The sequence below is a fragment of the Roseateles sp. GW821-FHT09H11 genome, from assembly GCF_059415845.1.
In genome coordinates, this window is record NZ_JBWKOA010000008.1 from 252,847 (window position 1) to 269,941 (window position 17,095).

At 68.2% G+C, this 17,095-nt stretch carries 14 protein-coding genes; 4 read left to right on the top strand and 10 right to left on the bottom strand.

All coding sequences use genetic code 11. The features are described 5' to 3' along the window. Positions 1–93 precede the first annotated feature (93 nt). The 7 genes from AC07PR_RS25290 to AC07PR_RS25320 all read right to left on the bottom strand — a co-directional run bounded on the left by AC07PR_RS25290 (position 94) and on the right by AC07PR_RS25320 (position 7,300). Positions 94–960 carry a GNAT family N-acetyltransferase gene (locus AC07PR_RS25290; RefSeq protein WP_495136935.1) on the bottom strand — a complete coding sequence of 289 codons (867 nt, stop codon included), beginning with the start codon at positions 958–960 and terminating at the stop codon, positions 94–96. Further along, positions 957–1,667, bottom strand: a complete 711-nt coding sequence (locus AC07PR_RS25295; RefSeq protein ID WP_495136936.1) for an MAE_28990/MAE_18760 family HEPN-like nuclease — start codon at positions 1,665–1,667, stop codon at positions 957–959. The genes AC07PR_RS25290 and AC07PR_RS25295 overlap by 4 nt, the downstream gene beginning before the upstream one ends. 52 nt (positions 1,668–1,719) lie before the next feature. Further along, positions 1,720–2,349, bottom strand: a complete 630-nt coding sequence (locus tag AC07PR_RS25300) for a DUF262 domain-containing protein (RefSeq protein WP_495136937.1) — start codon at positions 2,347–2,349, stop codon at positions 1,720–1,722. A 120-nt stretch (positions 2,350–2,469) separates the two neighbouring features. Continuing rightward, the gene (locus AC07PR_RS25305; RefSeq protein WP_495136938.1) at positions 2,470–3,450 is read right to left on the bottom strand and encodes an AEC family transporter; all 981 of its coding nucleotides are present in this window, start codon (positions 3,448–3,450) and stop codon (positions 2,470–2,472) included. A 180-nt stretch (positions 3,451–3,630) separates the two neighbouring features. Continuing rightward, on the bottom strand, positions 3,631–5,460 hold the full coding sequence (locus AC07PR_RS25310; protein ID WP_377159471.1) for an ATP-binding protein: 1,830 nt from the start codon (positions 5,458–5,460) through the stop codon (positions 3,631–3,633). A 257-nt stretch (positions 5,461–5,717) separates the two neighbouring features. Beyond that, positions 5,718–6,662: a flavin-nucleotide-binding protein gene (locus AC07PR_RS25315; protein ID WP_495136939.1), complete on the bottom strand. Its 945-nt coding sequence runs from the start codon at positions 6,660–6,662 to the stop codon at positions 5,718–5,720. Between the two features lie 8 nt (positions 6,663–6,670). Beyond that, the gene (locus AC07PR_RS25320) at positions 6,671–7,300 is read right to left on the bottom strand and encodes a glutathione S-transferase family protein (protein ID WP_483108064.1); all 630 of its coding nucleotides are present in this window, start codon (positions 7,298–7,300) and stop codon (positions 6,671–6,673) included. 138 nt (positions 7,301–7,438) lie between these two features. On the opposite strand from AC07PR_RS25320, the gene AC07PR_RS25325 reads away from it, so the two are divergent. Beyond that, positions 7,439–8,353, top strand: a complete 915-nt coding sequence (locus AC07PR_RS25325; RefSeq protein WP_495136940.1) for a LysR substrate-binding domain-containing protein — start codon at positions 7,439–7,441, stop codon at positions 8,351–8,353. Between the two features lie 20 nt (positions 8,354–8,373). On the opposite strand, the gene AC07PR_RS25330 is transcribed toward AC07PR_RS25325, so the two are convergent. Further along, complete coding sequence (locus AC07PR_RS25330) at positions 8,374–11,046, bottom strand: DNA topoisomerase III (protein ID WP_495136941.1); 2,673 nt, start codon at positions 11,044–11,046, stop codon at positions 8,374–8,376. Between the two features lie 132 nt (positions 11,047–11,178). Here AC07PR_RS25330 and AC07PR_RS25335 point away from each other — a divergent pair, with 132 nt between their 5' ends. The 3 genes from AC07PR_RS25335 to AC07PR_RS25345 all read left to right on the top strand — a co-directional run bounded on the left by AC07PR_RS25335 (position 11,179) and on the right by AC07PR_RS25345 (position 13,442). After that, positions 11,179–11,706, top strand: coding sequence for an SET domain-containing protein (locus AC07PR_RS25335; protein ID WP_483108061.1), 528 nt, complete (start codon positions 11,179–11,181; stop codon positions 11,704–11,706). A 185-nt stretch (positions 11,707–11,891) separates the two neighbouring features. Then, entirely contained in the window at positions 11,892–12,743 is an 852-nt protein-coding gene (locus tag AC07PR_RS25340; protein WP_483108060.1) for a biotin--[acetyl-CoA-carboxylase] ligase, read from the top strand. Positions 12,744–12,749: 6 nt separating this feature from the next. Continuing rightward, complete coding sequence (locus AC07PR_RS25345; RefSeq protein ID WP_377159483.1) at positions 12,750–13,442, top strand: hypothetical protein; 693 nt, start codon at positions 12,750–12,752, stop codon at positions 13,440–13,442. A gap of 387 nt (positions 13,443–13,829) precedes the next feature. Here AC07PR_RS25345 and AC07PR_RS25350 read toward each other — a convergent pair whose 3' ends face one another. Beyond that, entirely contained in the window at positions 13,830–15,608 is a 1,779-nt protein-coding gene (locus tag AC07PR_RS25350; protein ID WP_495136942.1) for a S8 family peptidase, read from the bottom strand. A gap of 300 nt (positions 15,609–15,908) precedes the next feature. After that, a complete protein-coding gene (gene gap / locus AC07PR_RS25355) occupies positions 15,909–16,907 on the bottom strand; it encodes a type I glyceraldehyde-3-phosphate dehydrogenase (protein ID WP_067281231.1) in 999 nt (332 codons plus the stop codon). Between the last annotated feature and the right edge of the window lie 188 nt (positions 16,908–17,095).

Consider the following 17,095-nt stretch of genomic DNA (forward strand, 5'->3'; position numbering starts at 1 on the left):
CTGAAAGATCAAGGTTTGGCGAGTTGGAACCGATCGTGCGGTCGGTGCCACGTCAAGGCCTCGTCAACACGAGGCCTTGTCCAACGAGCGTCGTCACAGCGGGCGCAGCATCAGTTGTTGATGCAGCGGCTGCGGCACGGCGCCCAAGGCGCGCAGTGTGGCACCGCCAAGGTCCTCGCGCTGCAGTTGCGGCACGCGCAGGCGGCGTTCCGGATACACCGCGGCGATGGCCTGGATCAGCGCGCGGGCTTCGTCCGGTCGCGGCGCGATGAAGCTGTGGACCATCACGGTCTCGTCGGGCAGGCTGAAGACGATCTGGCTGTCGGCGGTCTGCCAGCCGTGATAGTCGATGCCGTGCCGGATCGTGGCGGCGGTCACCTGCAGCGGCAGGTCGGGAATGCGGTGCTCGGCGGCTTCCAGCCAGCCCAGCAGATGGGGCATGTCGATCGCATGAGGCGCGCCGGTGGTCGAGGGCGCGGGCGCGATCGTGCCGGGCTCGGCCACGAAGCCGAACAGGTCATGTTGCCTGCGGAAGCCGCGTCCCTCATACAGGCGTCGCGCTCGCTCGTTCTGCGCGAAGACCTCGAGCTCCACGGCCCGCAGCCCTGCAGAGGCTGCGCGGGCGATGAAGTCATCGAGCAGCGCGGGCGCGGCGCCGGTGCCGCGCGCGGCGGGCAGCGCGCCCATGGTCGCGAGGCGCCAGCGATTCGACACCGGCCGCTGCGCGACGAACGCGAAGGCCAGCGGCGCGCCGGCCGCGTCGAGCGCGACGCGCGACAGCGGCAGGTCGACGCCCTGACGCGCGAGGAACATCGGCCACTGCGCGAACGGGATCTGGAACGGACCGATCAGGTAATCGGCGAACGCGCCGGTGAACGCGGCGTGGAGGATCTCCGGCGCGACTTCGTCGCCGCGGACGAAGGAGAAGTCGTGGGCGTGCGTGTCAGTGGGTTGTCTCATGTATGGCTTGGAGGCTCCCGTCCGCTGGCCGTGGGCGCGGCGATTGTTGATGGTGCGACGCCAGATGGTACGGCGGTCAGGAAGGCCTTCTGAGCCACGGCGTTTTCGATATCGGTCTTGAACCAATGAAGCATCTCGACGACTTCCTCGACGAGTGTCTGAAAGCGAACGACATCGATGAAAAGATGTTCGCCATGCGCGATCGCATTTCGATTGGCCAGCAACACTCCGTCCAGTGTCGAGAATCGAGTCGAGTAAGGCAGATGATTGATGTCCAACCATTCGGCGATGTTCTTGAACACCTCTGAGTTCAAATTCGAGCTCGTACCGATGGTGGCGTTCGAAAGACGCACCGCCTGATCCTGCTGACGCCGGATGAAGGACACCGCCGCGATGGAGGAGGCCGCCTTGCTACTTGTTCCCAATGGCGCCAGCAAGGCCCTCATGCCGAGTGCGACGAAGCAATCCTTCAGGTCGCGATTTCGATCGCCACGATGGGCAAGGTGAGCAACGTAGGCATTCGCCGCACCCTTCACGAAGCCTTCCCAGTGGGCGTACAGCATTGCCACGCCAGCCCTGACGTGGACATCAACGCGTTTGCTTCGGGCCGAGACGACGCAGGCCTCCAACTCCCGAATCTCCGCGAGACGCCACGCCAGGTCGGATCGCAGATGAGTCATCAGTTCTGCAGAGGTCCGGATCTTCATGATCGTGGCGCCACCAGCAATGGTTGAGTTTGTCCGAAATGGGACGGACGTGTCAGTCGAGATCGGGGGGGCTTGCTTCGCGTAACGACATCATGGCCAGGCGAAGCTCTTCCGGCGAAAACGTCGCTCCATTCGAGTTGAAGCGCTCGAACAGCGCCAGCGCCACATCCTTTCCGCATTGATGCCGAAGGATTTCCACGTGGACTCGCGCACGCCTGACGTCCAGTCGCAGCTGGATATTGAAGGCCACCCCATCGTCGTCGGGGTCGTCCTCCTCGTCCTCCTCGGCGACAGCACCGTGCCAGGACATGCCCGACAGTGCAGGCAACAGCTTAGTGCGACCAAGGACAAAGGGAGCAACCTGTCGACCCTTCTCGTCCAGTAGGTCGCCGGTCAATTGCAGGACTGTCATGACGGGGTGCAGACCGTCCAGCAGCTCCCAGGTCCCGTCCTTGCGCTGAAAGACGAATATCGGCGGAACGGCGAGGCCGAGCAAAACGGACTCCACGAAACGAGTCTTCTGCGATTCGTCCCATCGGAACAGGCGTTGGTAGATCGGATCAATCACCAGCTCCTTCGAGCGATAGAGGGTGGCGATCTCTCCCAGCGACATGCCGTATCCGTCGGTGGAGATCTGACGGCGCGCTTGATGGAGCTGACTCTGGAGTTCCCGGGCGGTCATTGCTGAAGGTCTCGTGTGATGTGAGACCAACGATTCTGAGTCCGGTCCGGGAGTCCGAATTCATACGCATCCCAGTCATTTCCGAGACGCGGAGATCGTGCTATCGACGATTCGAAGCGCCTACTTCGTCGTGGCGAGCCACGCCGGAATCGCCAGCCAGATCGGCGCGGTCGCCGCGAACAGCAGCGTGCCCAGCACGATGGCGCCGGAGGCTTCGGCCTCCAGCGTCCGGTAGCGTTGCGCGAACATCATCGCGTTCGAGCCCGGCGGCAGTGCGGCCATCATGACGATGACCGCGAGCGGCATGCCCGACAGCCCGAAGCCCCAGTGCGCGATGCCCAGCACCAGCGCCGGCAGCACCAGCAGCTTGAGCGCGGCCAGGCCGAGCAGCGTGCGCATCGCGCCGCGCGGCAGGCCGTAGTAGGACAGCGACATCCCGATCAGCACCAGGCACAGCGGCACGACCGCGCTGCCCAGCATCTGCAGCACCTCGTCGAGCACGGCGGGCAGCGGGATGCCGGTGGCGTGCCAGGCGAAGCCGCAGAGCACCGGCAGCACGACCGGGTGGATGACGGTGTTGCGCATCGTCGTGAGGATGGTCCGCTTCAGGCTCGCGCCGTGGGGCGTGTGGCGGGCGAGGTCCATCTCGACGAGGACGGTGGCGATGGTCAGCAGCGTCAGCGCGTGCAAGCTGACCACGGTGATGTGGACCGCGAGGCCGCTTTCGCCGAACACGCCGGCGACCAGCGGCACGCCGACCTGCAGCGTGTTGCCGAAGCTCGCGGTGATGCTGCGCACGGCGGGGGCGGCGGGGCTGTCTGGGTGGCGCTTGCGCTCGTACAGGTAGACGGCGACCAGCATCAGCACCACCGGCGCGAAGAATGCGGCCACGGTGAGCCAGGGCAATTCGGAGATCTCCACGCGCGCGGTGGTGCGGAACATCAGCGCGGGGACGAAGAGATAGAACGCGATGTTCGAGAGGATGCGGGCCGGGTCGTTCTCGCCGCCGGCCTTGCCCAGCCAGCGCATGTGCCCGACGAACCACCCCATGCCCGCGGCGATGAAGATCGCCAGCAGTTTGTAGAACAGGACGGCAGTCATGGCGGAGGAGTATGCCGCCGCGCACCTCCCGACCGCGCGCCGCCCGCACACCGCGGTCCTCCAACGACGCCGAAGTCAGCGATCGCCACTGGGGCCGGAATGGTGCTGGGGGTTCCCGGAGGGATGCCCCCTGCACCGTGGAGTGCCCGCGCCTGGCGAAGCGAAGTCCGAAGGGCCGCGTCAGGAAGCCAGCGGCAGCTCCAGCGCGAAGCTGAACTTGCTGCCCTCATCCGGCGAGGTTTCGACGGTGATCTCCCCGCCCATGAGCCGCACGAGCTGCTGGCTGATCGCCAGCCCGAGTCCCGTGCCGCCGGTGCGGCGCGACTGGTCCGCCACCTGCTCGAAGGGCTGGAACAGCCGCTCCATCTGCTCCGGCGCCATGCCGATGCCGGTGTCCGAGACGGTGAAGCGCAGCATCAGGCTGCTGGGTCCCTGCGCGACCACGTCGACGGTGAGGCCGATGCGCCCGTGGTCGGTGAACTTCACCGCGTTGGACAGCAGGTTCAGCAGCACCTGCCGCAAGCGCTGCCCGTCCGCCCGCACGCGCGAGGGCAGTTGCGGGTCCAGCTGCACGGCGAAGGCCAGGCCCTTCTCGGCCGCGCGCGGTCGTATCGATTCGCTGCAGATCTCCAGCAGGGCCCGCAGGTCGAGCGGGCTCATCTGCAGCGTCAGCTTGCCGGCCTCGATGCTGGCGACGTCCAGCAGGTCGGTGATCAGCACCAGCAGGTGTTCGCCCGATTCGCGCATCAGTCGGATGCGATGCTGCTGGGCCGGGCTGAGCGAACTGTCCATCTGCAGCAGCTGCGCGAAGCCCAGGATCGCATTCAGCGGCGTGCGGAACTCGTGGCTCATCGTCGCGAGGAACCGGCTCTTCGCCTGGTTCGCGGCTTCCGCGCGCTGCTTGGACTGGGACAGCTCGACCGTGCGCTCGGTGACGAGCTCCTCGAGGTGGTCGCGATGCTGCGTCAGTTCCTGTTCCGCCAGCCGGCGCAGCGTGATGTCGCTGACCAGGCCCTCGATGCGCGGTGCGCCGTCCAGCACCAGATGCAGGCTGAGTTCGACCCACAGGTCGCGGCCGTCGCGCGTCGTGACCAGCAGCGGCACCTGCTGCAGCAGCCGGTGGCGCTCCAGCGCGCGGGCCAGCCGGCGGTACTCGTGATGTTCGATGCGCACCATGCGCCGCAGGGTCACGCCTTGCGCGTCCTCGGGACGCCCCAGCCCCAGCATCTGCGCCAGCGCCTTGTTCACGCGCAGCAGCCGTCCGTGGCCGTCGGCCTGGAAGATGCCTTCGGCCGCGTTCTCGAACAGGCTGCGGTAGCGCTGCTCGCTGCTGCGCAGCCCTTCGGCGAAGTCGAGCAGCTTGGCGCTCATCGCGTTGAGCTGCTCGGTCAGGTCACCGATCTCGTCGGCATGCTCGGGCTCGATGTGGGCGCCGAGCTCGCCGCTCGCCACACGTTGCGCCAGTCCGCGCAGGCGGGAGACCGGGCGCTCCACCAGCCGTCGCACCAGCACGTAGCTGGTCAGTCCGATCGCCAGCAGCACCGTCGCCAGCAGGCTGGCCACCAGTCGACGCGTCTCGCCCAGGGTCTGGTCGATGTAGCTACGCGTGTAGACCAGCGTCGCGCGGCCCAGCGCGCCCGCCGGGCCTTGCGCGCCGGCGCGGTGGCTCAACTCGAATTCGAGCGAGAGCGGCCGTACCGCCGGCGTCTGGCGCGAGCGCTGCAGTGTCTCCAGCCCCGGCGCCGCCAGCGTGATCGACTGGACCTCCGGATCCGCCATCACGGCGTCCAGCAGCTCCGACAGCGCGGCACTGTCCAGGTTCCAGACCGGCTCCGCGAAGCCCCGCGCCACCAGCTGCGCCATGCGCTGCTGGCGCTCGATCAGCGCCTCGTTGAGTTCGTGCTCGTGGCGGTCGACCCAGTACAGGCCGATCAAGCCCACCAGCACCGTCGCGCTGAGGCTCAGCGCGGCGACCAGCCGCGTCTGGATGCTCAGCGTCGATCGACCCATGACCGCATGCCCTCTCCTGATCCGCAAAATTGTTTGCGGTCGAGTGTCGCGCAAATGCGAGGGGCGTCCGGAGATTGAGGCACGAACCGACCCCCCAGGATTTCACGGGTTGCGAATTGGGGGAGCGCGAAAGGGCCGCCCGCGTGGCAGGCGATCGAAGCCGGGCGCGACCGGTGCCCCTCTTCGCTCAATCGCCTGCGCATGCTCGGCATTCGCTTCGAGGGGCACCGGTCGCGCCCGGCTTCTCCAACTGGGGACTAACGTGGGTCCGGTCCTGGCTCGGCGGTGAATTGGGGCGCGAGACGCGCTTCGTTCCAGCGCCAGGGCAGGGCGCCGGGGCGGCGCAGCCCGGCCGTGACGCGCAGGGTCAGTCCGTGCTTGTCGTCGGTCCAGGTGACGTCGGACTCGGCGGTCAGGTGCAACAGCTCGCCGCGCGCGTAGTCGGGCACGAGCAAGCCCGCGCGCGGATGGCGCAGCAGGTTGCCCAGCGTCATGAAGAAGCGGTTGCCGGGAAACTCCGGGATCCACAGCGTGATGCCGCCGTCCAGTCGACGTTCTGCCCGGATGAAGCCGGGCGGGCCGCCGCGGTGCGAGACGTCGACACCGTCCGCGCGCCCGTCGCCGGGCACCGGCGCCGACGCGCTCGCGATGAACAGGGTGTCCGCGGCCTCGATCAGCGCCAGCGCGCCGTCATCGAGCGCCGCGCCCAGCGGCTGCGCCAACGCGGGCGGCGCATCGTCCCAGGCCAGCGGATCACGCGCCTGGATGTACTTCGGGCAATTGCCGAAGCTTTGCACGACGCCGACCGACAGGCGTTCGCCGGACAGCGCGAGCAGCCGCCCGTTCATGCGGTTGCGCCGGCGTGTGTGCGGCTCGAGCCCGAGCAGCCCCACCGGCGCACCCGGTCCGTGCGCCCGCAGCGCGGCGAGCGCGGGATCCTGGCCGTCCAGCGCCGCAGCCACCGTCATCGTCCGCGCGTCCGGTGTCGCGACGAAGCCGGGTGGGCCCGCCAGCATCGTCGCCCACGGCTGGCCCGCGGCATCGATCGCGCCGAGCAACAGCGTGGGCAGCTTGTTGAACAGCTCGCGGTGCTGGTCGGGCATGTGGTCCCGGACCACCTGGGGGCCGATCTCGGCCATGCGCGCGCGGACGCCCATCCGTTCCTGCAGCGTCTGCTCGCCGGGGTGCCAGGTCGTGTCCATGGCGTGCCTCAGAACTTGTCCGGCAGCGGCTTGAAGCGCGGCAGCGCCTCGATGCGCGCCAGCCAGCCGCGCAGGCGGGGGTAGTCGGCCAGCGACAGGCCGCCCAGCGGCGCCTGCGCCGTGTAGCCGTAGAAGGCCACGTCGGCCAGCGTCGGCCGGTCGGCGATCAGGAAGTCGGTGCGGGAGAGCTGCTCCTCGATGAGCGCGAACAGCCGGTGTCCCAACGCCAACGAGGCGGGATCGACCGGCAACCCGGTCAGCGTGCGGAAACGCGGCGTCGCCGCGCCCGGCCCGAGCAGGCTCACCGACAGGCTGAACCAGCGCTGCTGCCAGGCGGCCTCGATGGCATCGCGCGGCAGCCAGCCGGCATCGGGCGCGTAGCGCGTCGCCAGGTAGACCAGGATCGCGTTGCTCTCCGGCAGGACCAGATCGCCGTCCTCCAGCACCGGCACCTGGCTGAGCGGGTTCATCGCCACGAACGCCGGTTGCCGTTGATCGCCGCCGGCCAGGTTGATGTCGACCACCGTATACGGCAGGTCGAGCAGGGACAGCAGCAGCTCGACGCGGTGGCAATGGCCGGAGGCGGCCACGCGATGCAGACGGAACGGCGCGGATGGGCGGAGGACGGAGGCGTTCATCGGGGAGGGCTCCAGCGGAGGTCTTCAGAGGCCCGTACCGTAGCTCTTGCAGTTGCTGGCTGGAATGCCGATGGCGGATCATTCAGAATTGCAGCTGCCGAAATAATGTGACGCTGCGGGCTTGCGGCGTTCCTGGACATGGATCACCTCGACCGCCTGCGCTGCTTCGTCGCCGTGGCTGACACGCAGAGCTTTGCCGCTGCCGCGCGACGGATGGGTTGCTCAGCGCCGGCCGCTACGCGCGCCATCGCGGCCTTGGAGCAGCGGCTCGGCGTGCAGCTGTTCCAGCGCAGCACGCGCTCGGTGCGGTTGACCGAGGCCGGCGAGCGCTTCGTCGTCGACTGCCGCCGCATCCTTGGCGACCTCGACGAATCGGAGGCCGCGGCGGCCGGGGCGCAGGCCGAGCCGGCGGGTCTGCTGTCGCTGACCGCGCCGTCGATGTTCGGACGGCAACACGTGGCCCCGCTCGCCGCGGAGTTCCTCCAGCAGCACGCGCGGATCCGGCTGAAGCTGCTGCTGGTCGACCGGGTCGTGTCGCTGCTGGACGAGGGGCTGGACCTGGCGGTGCGGATCGCCCACCTGCCGGATTCAGGATTGACCGCGGTGCCGGTGGGCGCGATGCGACGGGTGATCGTGGCCTCGCCCGACTATCTGCGCCGTGCCGGTGAACCGCACACGCCGCGGGACCTCGTCGACCACCGGATCATCGCCAGCTACTTCGACGGCCAGAGCATGACGCCCTGGCGCTTCCGCGACGGCCCGCAAGCGCTGTCGCCCACGCTGATGGTGAACGACAACGCCGCGGGCATCGCGGCCGCGGTGGCCGGTGTGGGTCTGGCGCGGTGCCAGGTCTATCAGGCGGCGGACGCGGTGCGGAGCGGCCTGCTGCGCATCGTGCTCGCCGACCATGAACTGCCGGCGGCACCGGTGCATCTCGTCCATGCCGCCGGGCGGCGCGTGCCCGCGTCGCTGCGGCTGCTGGTGGACTTCATGGCCGCGCGGCTGCGCGCCGAGCCGGTGCTGGGCGGCGACGCGTTCCTGCGCGCGCCCTAGCGCCGTGCATGGCGAGGGAATCAGCCCTTCGCCGTCGCCTTCTTCGCGGCGACCTTCTTGGCTGCGGGTGTCTTGGCCGCGGGCGTCTTGGCTGCGGGCCTGGCGCCGGTCTTGGCGCCCGGCTTCGCGGCGCGCGGCTCGAACTCGAAGATCACCTTGCCTTCCTTCTTGTCGTAGGTCAGGAAGGCCTTGAACTTGCGACGCGTCTTGTTGGAGACGAAGTTCTCCAGCAGGTCCGTCTTGCCGGTCGCGAGCAGCTTGCTCATCTGCTCGGGCTCGATCGGCTGCTGCAGGATGATCTTGCCGCTCTTGAAGTCGCAGCTGACCTTGTCGCCGACCGCGTGCTCGCAGACGTAGTTGCTGCCGAAGTCGAAGACGCGGCCGTTGCACTTCGGGCAGGGGCCCAGCGGCGTGTGAGCGCTGAAGTCCACCGGCTCGCCGTTCTCCTCGGCCTTCTTCGCGTCCTCGCCGAAGTCGAACTCCAGCTTCCAGTTGTCGATCTCGGCGTCGAACACCAGCGCCAGCTCGGCGGTGAACGGCCAGCCGGCCTTGGACCGGAAGCCCTCCAGCGGGCCGACCTTCTTGTCGCGCAGGAAGGTCTCGACCTCGGCCAGCTCGAAGCTGCGGCCGCCCGGGATCTTGGGGATGGAGAAGCCGCACTCGTCGCCGTTGCCGACCTTGCCGGTGCAGGTGAAGCGGCGGTAGTTCTCCTTGACCACGCCGCCGCACTTCGGACACGGCGTCTTGAGCGTCGCGTAGTCGCCGGGGATGGTGTCGCGGTCGTATTCCTTGGCCTTGCGCACGACCTTCTCGGTCATCGCGGCGATCTCGGCCATGAAGGCCTCGCGCTTGAGGCGGCCCTTCTCCATCTCGGACAGCTGGAACTCCCAGTTGCCGGTCAGCTCGGGCTTGGTCAGCTCCTCCACGCCCAGGCCGCGCAGCAGCGTCATCAGCTGGAAGGCCTTGGCGGTCGGGATCATCTCGCGGCCTTCGCGCAGCATGTACTTCTCGGCCAGCAGCCCTTCGATGATCGCGGCGCGCGTGGCCGGCGTGCCCAGGCCCTTCTCGGCCATGGCCTCGCGCAGCTCGTCGTCGTCGACCAGCTTGCCCGCGCCTTCCATCGCCGACAGCAGCGTCGCTTCCGTGTAGCGCGCCGGCGGCTTGGTCACCAGCGCCTTCACCTCGGTGCCCTCGGTGCGCACCACCTCGCCGGCCTTCACCGGCACCAGCATCGCGCCGCTGGTGCCCGGCTCGGCGTTCTCGTCGGTCGCTTCCTTGCCGTAGACGGCCTGCCAGCCCGGCTTCACCAGCACCTTGCCGTTGGTCTGGAACGCATAGGCCTTCTCCGGCGTCTTCACCGTCGAGATCCGCGTCGTGACCTGGAACTCGGCCGGCGGGAAGAACACGGCCAGGAAGCGCTTGACGACCATGTCGTAGAGCTTGGCCTCGGCCTCGGTCAGGCTGCGCGGCGGCTGCAGCGTCGGGATGATCGCGAAGTGGTCCGACACCTTGGTGTTGTCGAAGACCTTCTTCGTCGGCTTGATGTAGCCCTTGTCCAGCGCCGTCTTCGCGTGCTGCGCCAGCGCCTGCAGCGGGCCGGGCATGTCCTCGCTGGCGATCATGCGCGCGGTGTCCTGCGCGACGATCAGGTAGTCCTCGGGCAGGTAGCGCGAGTCGGTCCGCGGGTAGGTCAGCACCTTGTGCTTTTCGTACAGCGCCTGCGCCAGGCCCAGCGTCGTCTTGGCCGAGAAGCCGAAGCGCGAGTTGGCCTCGCGCTGCAGCGTGGTCAGGTCGTACAGGCCGGGGCTGGCCGTCGTGCTGGGCTTGGATTCCTCGGTCACCGTCGCGGGCTGGCCCAGCGCCGCGGCGGCGATGGCATCGGCCTCCGCCTGCGTCCAGACGCGGTCCGCGCGCTGCTCGGGATCGTCGGCGTTCTTCTTGAACGCGGGGTCGAACCACTTGCCCTCGTACTGGCCGGCCTCGGCGTCGAAGCTGCCGCGGATTTCCCAGTAGTCGCGGTAGACGTGCTTGCGGATCTTCTCCTCGCGCTCGACGACGATGGACAGCGTCGGCGTCTGCACCCGGCCCACGGTGGTCAGGAAGAAGCCGCCGTCGCGCGAGTTGAACGCGGTCATCGCCCGCGTGCCGTTGATGCCCACCAGCCAGTCGGCTTCCGAGCGGCAACGCGCCGCGTCGGCCAGCGGCAGCATCTGCTGATCGGTGCGCAGGCGCTCGAAGCCGTCGCGGATCGCCTGCGGCGTCATCGACTGCAGCCACAGCCGGCTCACCGGCTTGGCGACCTGCGCCTTGGCGGTGCCGGCGTACTGGACGATCAGGCGGAAGATCAGTTCCCCTTCGCGCCCCGCGTCACACGCGTTGATCAGCGAGGTCACGTCCTTGCGCTTGATCAGCTTGACCAGCGCGTTCAGCCGGCCCTTGCTCTTGTCGATCGGGTTCAGATCGAAGTGGGGCGGGATCACCGGCAGGTGGGCAAAACTCCACTTGCCGCGTTTGACGTCGAACTCCTCCGGCGCCTTGATCTCCACCAGATGGCCGACGGCCGAGCTGACGACGTACGCGTCGTTCTCGAAATACTCGTCGTGCTTCTCGAACTTGCCCGACAGCGCGGTCAGCGCCTTGACGATGTCTTGCGCCACCGACGGCTTCTCCGCGATCACCAATGCCTTGCTCATGCGCTTGCTTCTTTCCTCTTCGTTCAGGCGTCCAAGATCTTCATGAACGTCTGCCTACAATCCGGCCTCGCGCGCCTACGTACGTGTGTACACGCGCGCGCACCCATGAATTCAATGTACCGGACTCGCTCCATGCCGCAACCGCGCCCCGCTCCGAGTGTTCCCGCCCCCGCCGACGATGCCGTCGTTCCTCCCGTGACCCGGAGAAGCGCCCGGATCCAGGTCCGGGCCTCCGGCGTGCATGGCCGCGGCGTGTACGCGCTGGTGCCGCTGCAGGCCGGCGAGAAGCTCATCGAATACAAGGGCGAGCACATCGACTGGGACGAAGCGCTGCGTCGCCATCCGCACGATCCGTCGCAACCGGACCATACCTTCTACTTTCACCTTGAGACCGGCGGGGTCATCGACGCGGCGGTCGACGGCAACAACGCGCGCTGGATCAACCACGCCTGCAGCCCCAACTGCGAGGCACGCGAGCTCGACGGCCGGGTGTTCATCCATGCGTTGACGGACATTTCCCCTGGCGAGGAGCTGTTCTACGACTATGGTCTGGTGATCGACGAACGCTATACGCCCAAGCTGAAGAAGCGGTTCGAGTGCCGCTGCGGCACGCCGGGTTGCCGCGGCACGATGCTGGCGCCCAAGGACAGGAAGCGCTGAGCGGCGTCCGGAGCGGGCAGGGGGCGTCGGAGGTCGCCGAGGCACCCTGTCAGGTCCTACAGCCACCGATTCGCGGTGCGGGCCCCCGGACGATGACCATCTCCCTCTAGACTCGGACCATTCACGACCACCGGGCCGCTCGGCCCGGGAAGACCAAGACGGATCGCAAGATCACATTCGCGGCGATGCAAGAACATCAGAACTGGGGCGCTGAGGCCCTGTGGCAAGACCTGGAGCCGTTGCTGCCGGGGCTCAGCATCGAGGTGCTGGCGCGGGTCGAATCGACCAACGCCACGCTGATCGAGCGCGTGCGCCGCGACGAGGGCACCGTGGCCACGGGCCGCGCCGGCGATCGTCCGTACGGACGGCGCCAGCATGACCTGCACCCCTGCCTGCTCATCGCCGAACACCAGACCCACGGCCGCGGCCGGCAGGGCCGCGCCTGGCACAGCACGCCCGGCGCGTCGCTGACCTTCTCGCTGTCGATGCCGGTGGAGGTCGCGGACTGGTCCGGACTGTCGCTGGTCGTCGGCGCGGCGATCGCCGAGGCGCTCGACCCCGACGGCAGCCGCCTCGGCCTGAAATGGCCCAACGACCTGTGGCTCGATGAGCGCAAGCTCGGCGGCATCCTGATCGAGACCGTGCCGGCGGGCAACTCGCGCATGGCGGTGGTCGGCGTGGGCCTGAACGTGTCGGACCGCGCGAAGGTCGCGGAGTCGCAGCTGAACACCGGCTTCGCCTGCCTGCAGGAACTGATTCCCGACGTCACCCCGCCGCAGGCGCTGGCGCGGTTGGCGCCGGTGCTGGTGAAGGCGCTGGCGGCATTCCCGCAGAGCGGCTTCGGCGCCTGGCGCGAGCGCTTCGCGCGCCGCGACCTGCTGCAGGGCAAGGCGATCACCGCCGGCGCGCTGGAAGGCACCGGCGCGGGCGTCAACGATCGCGGTGAACTGCTGATCGACACCCCGCAGGGTCGCCAGACGGTCAGCGGCGGCGAGGTCAGCGTGCGGCTCGGCGGCGCGTCCGCCGGACAGGGGTAAGCCACGATGCTGCGCGCCGCGGTCGTCCTGCTGTTCGTCGTCAACGTGCTGGTGTTCGCGTGGAACAAGGGGTGGATCGCCGGTGTGGCACCCGCCACGCCACGGCTGGACCAGCAGATCAATCCGGAGCGGCTGTCGCTGCTCAACCAGAAGGCCGTCACGCAGCTCGCGGCTCGGTCTTGCCTGGAGCTGGGGCCGCTGATCGGCGATGAGCTGCTCAAGCGCGCCAATGCGGCGCTGACGGGAGCCGGGATTCCGGCGTCGTCGATTGAGGCCAATGCCGTCAACACGGGCGGCGTGTGGGCGCTGGCGACGATCAAGATGCCGAGCAAGGACTTCCGCGAACGCAAGGAAGAGACCTATCGCAGCGCCAAGATCGCGTTCGAGCCGCTGCAGGGCTTCCCCGACGAGCAGCCGACGCTGGTGCTCAGCAAGCACGACAGTGAAGCGGCGGCGCAGGCGGCCCTCGACGGCATGACCAAGCGGAACTACAAGGGCCTGCGCGTGATGCGTCTGCAAGAGCCGCTGCAGCAGACCACGCTGCGGCTGGCACGGCTGGACGGGACGCAGTCCGGGAAGTTGAATGCGCTGGCCAATCCGCCTTGGGGCGAGAAGCGCAAGGATTGCTCCGTGGAGGCGCCGGCCGCTTCATCCGCGGCAAGCGCGGCGAACGGCTCAGGGTCGGGCGCGAGCCGCTGACGGCAAGACCTGACCCTCGCTGACTGCTGAGTCTGCTGGCCCTCACCCCCACCCTCTCCCGCAAGCGGGAGAGGGAGTGAGAGTGCACCGAGCTGACTGGATGATTCCCTTTCCCACTTGCGGGCGGTCACGGCGGACCGAGGGAATGACTCCCTCTCCCGCTTGCGGGAGAGGGCAGGGGTGAGGGCCAGCGGCGGTGGAAGTACTGCAGCCCTCTTGCTGCTTCCCCCCGCTTGCGGGACACCGCCTACCTGACGAGTTCCGGGCGTTGGCCGCCTATGCGTGGGGCCCCCGCGGCAAGCGCGGAAACCCCACGCATAGCCGTCCCCAACCAGTTCCGTACTGCCCCGGTTTTGCTACCGAGGACTTCGTGGATCTCGGGCTCGATTACTTCGAGCGGATCTTGGCAAGACGCGGCTTCGGCCAACGCAGTGCCACGATCGCCAGCACCAGGCCTGCCAGCCACAGGCCGCTCATGGCACCACCGCCACCACCGCCACCCGAGGACGTGTCGGTGGGTGTCGTCGGCGTCGTCGGTGTGGTGGGCGTCGTCGGCGTAACGGCAAGGACCGCCGCATTCGCATCGAGCATCCCGGCGCCGCAGGTGCTGGTCGTGCAGTTGCACTCGAGCTGCGGCTGCGTGCTGTTGCCGGCCACGCACTGCGCAACGCCCGCCGCGGCAGCCGGGAAGGCCCGGGCCGACGACTGCAGCGCAGCCTTGATCTGCGTCGGCGTCAGGCTCGAATTCACCGACAGCATCAGCGCGATCGTGCCGCTGACCAACGGCGTGGAGAAGCTCGTGCCGGTGCCGGTGTAGTTGAAGGCGTTGCTGGCCGCGACCGGCGTGGTCGTGCCGCTGTTGCTGGTGGACAGGATCGGGTACAGGCAGGCGCCGGTCGTGTTGACGCAGTTGCCGCCCGGCGCGCTGATGGTCACCTGCGGACCGAGGTTGGAGAAGCCGACCTTGGTCCCCGCATGGCGCAGGCCCGCCACCGCGATGACGTTGCTGCAGTTGGCCGGCGTGCCGACGGCGACGCCGCCTTCCTTGGTCGGGTCGTCGTTCTCGACGCCGTTGCCGGCGGCCGCGACGACCGTCGCGCCCACGCCGACCGCCGCGTTGATCGCGTCCTGGTAGGTGGAGGAGCAGGCGCCGTCGCCGCCCAGGCTCATGTTGATGACCTTGGCCGGGTTGCTGTTGGTGGGCAGGCCCGGCACGGTGACGCCCGCCGCCCAGCGCATGCCGGCGGCGATGTCCGAGGCCCAGCCGCCGCACTTGCCCAGCACGCGCACCGGCAGGATCTTGGCGTTGTAGGCCAGGCCGGCCATGCCCTGGCCGTTGTTGGCGATGGCGGCGATCAGACCCGACACGCGCGTGCCGTGCCAGGAGCTGGAGCCGATGTCGTCGGCCGTGCAACTGCTGCCCAGCCGGCCGCTGTCGATGTCGGACTGGTCGACCCAGTCGCCGGGATCGCTCGGGTCGCTGTCGGCGCCGTCGCCGTCATTGGCGGTCGCGATCACGCTGGTGCCGCTGTTGCCGAAGCCGATCATGTCGTAGCCCTGGACGAACTGGCCGGCCAGGTCCGGGTGGTCCATGCGCGCGCCGGTGTCCAGCACCGCGACGACGACGCCCGTGCCGGTCGACTTGTCCCACGCCGCCGGCGCATTGATCGAGGACAGCACCGTGGCGTCCGGCGCCTTCAGGTACCACTGGCCCGCGGTGACGCCGGCCGACGCGGCGGTCGCGTACAGCGGATCGTTGGGCACGGAGAAATGCTTCTGCCAGCGGTCGACCTCGACCGACTCGACATCGCCGTCGGTGGCCAGCCGCTTGGCGAGCTCGGCCGAGCTCATGCCGCTGGCCGTGTAGACGTGGGTGCGGCTGTCCAGGCTGCGGCGCGCGTGCAGCGTGGCCGCGTGTCTCATGCCCAGCGTGGTGCCGCGCACCTGCGCGATGTCCTTCGCTTCGGAGGCCGTCGCCCGCACGGCGAGCGGCCGTGCCTTGACCGCATCCGCCTGCGCCTTGAAGCGCACGATCACGCGCGCGAAATCGGGCTGTTGATCCGGCTGCAGAGCGGTGCCGGTGACCGCGCCGGCAGTGCCGGCTCCGAACAAACCGAGTACAGCCACGGCAGCAGCCAGACGCTTCGGCAAAGACAGCACGGACATGCGGAAACTCCACAAAACTGAGCTAACCAGTTTATGTGTGAGGCCGCCAAGAAATTGCTAATGCGATGACACATTTGCTGCGAGGCATCACCTCCAAAGGGGGATTCCTCACGCAAATTTGAGTCATCTATCGTCGAAGTGGTGACCGTTCGTATCGGCGGCGGTTTTGGCATGCCGGGAGGCCTTGAGAGACGCCTTGAAGGACGCCTTGAAGGACGCTCGCGACCTGGACGTCACGGAAACGAAAAAGCCCCGCCGGGGCGGGGCTTCGGAAGGCGGGAAAGAGGCCGCCGGGGTCGCTTACTTGGCGACGACCTTGACCATCTCCAGCACCTTGTTCGAGTAGCCCCACTCGTTGTCGTACCAGGACACCAGCTTGACGAAGGTGCCGTCCAGGGCGATGCCGGCGTCGGCGTCGAAGATGGAGGTACGCGGGTCGCCGCGGAAGTCGGTGGCGACGACCTTGTCCTCGGTGTAGCCCAGCACGCCCTTCAGGGCGCCTTCGCTCTGGGCCTTCATTTCGGCGCAGATCTCGGCGTAGGTGGCGTTGTTGTTGAGCTCGACGGTCAGGTCGACGACGGAGACGTCGGAGGTCGGCACGCGGAAGGACATGCCGGTCAGCTTCTTGTTCAGCTCGGGGATCACCACGCCCACGGCCTTGGCGGCGCCGGTGGAGGACGGGATGATGTTCTCGAGGATGCCGCGGCCGCCGCGCCAGTCCTTGTTGGACGGGCCGTCGACGGTCTTCTGCGTGGCGGTGGTGGCGTGCACGGTGGTCATCAGGCCGCGCTTGATGCCCCACTTGTCGTTCAGCACCTTGGCCAGCGGGGCCAGGCAGTTGGTGGTGCAGCTGGCGTTGGAGATGATGGCCTGGCCGGCGTAGGTCTTGTCGTTGACGCCGTAGACGAACATCGGGGTGTCGTCCTTGGACGGGGCCGACATGATGACCTTCTTGGCGCCGGCGGTCAGATGCTTCTCGCCGGTTTCCTTGGTCAGGAACAGGCCGGTGGCTTCGACGACGATGTCGGCGCCGACCTCGTTCCACTTCAGCTCGGCGGGATCCTTGACCTGGGTCAGGCGGATGCGCTGGCCGTTGACGATCAGCGTGTTGCCGTCGACCGCCACATCGCCGTCGAAGCGGCCGTGGACGCTGTCGTACTTGAGCATGTAGGCCAGGTAATCGGGCTCGAGCAGGTCGTTGATGGCGACGATCTGGATGTCCTTGAAGTTCGCCACGGCAGCGCGGAACACCATGCGGCCGATGCGACCGAACCCGTTGATACCGATCTTGATGGTCATGAGGAAAGTCTCCTGCGAGTGAAATGAATCGATGACGTCATGGGCGCGTCGCCCAGCCAGTGGACGTCGTGCCGCGGAGGTGTTCGGTCCGGCGCGCCGAGCGGGGCTGCGAGGCAGCGGGCCGGGGCGCCGGGAACCCTCGATTTGAACAGATAGTCGCGGACCGGCGTTTCGAGCGGGTTACCGGG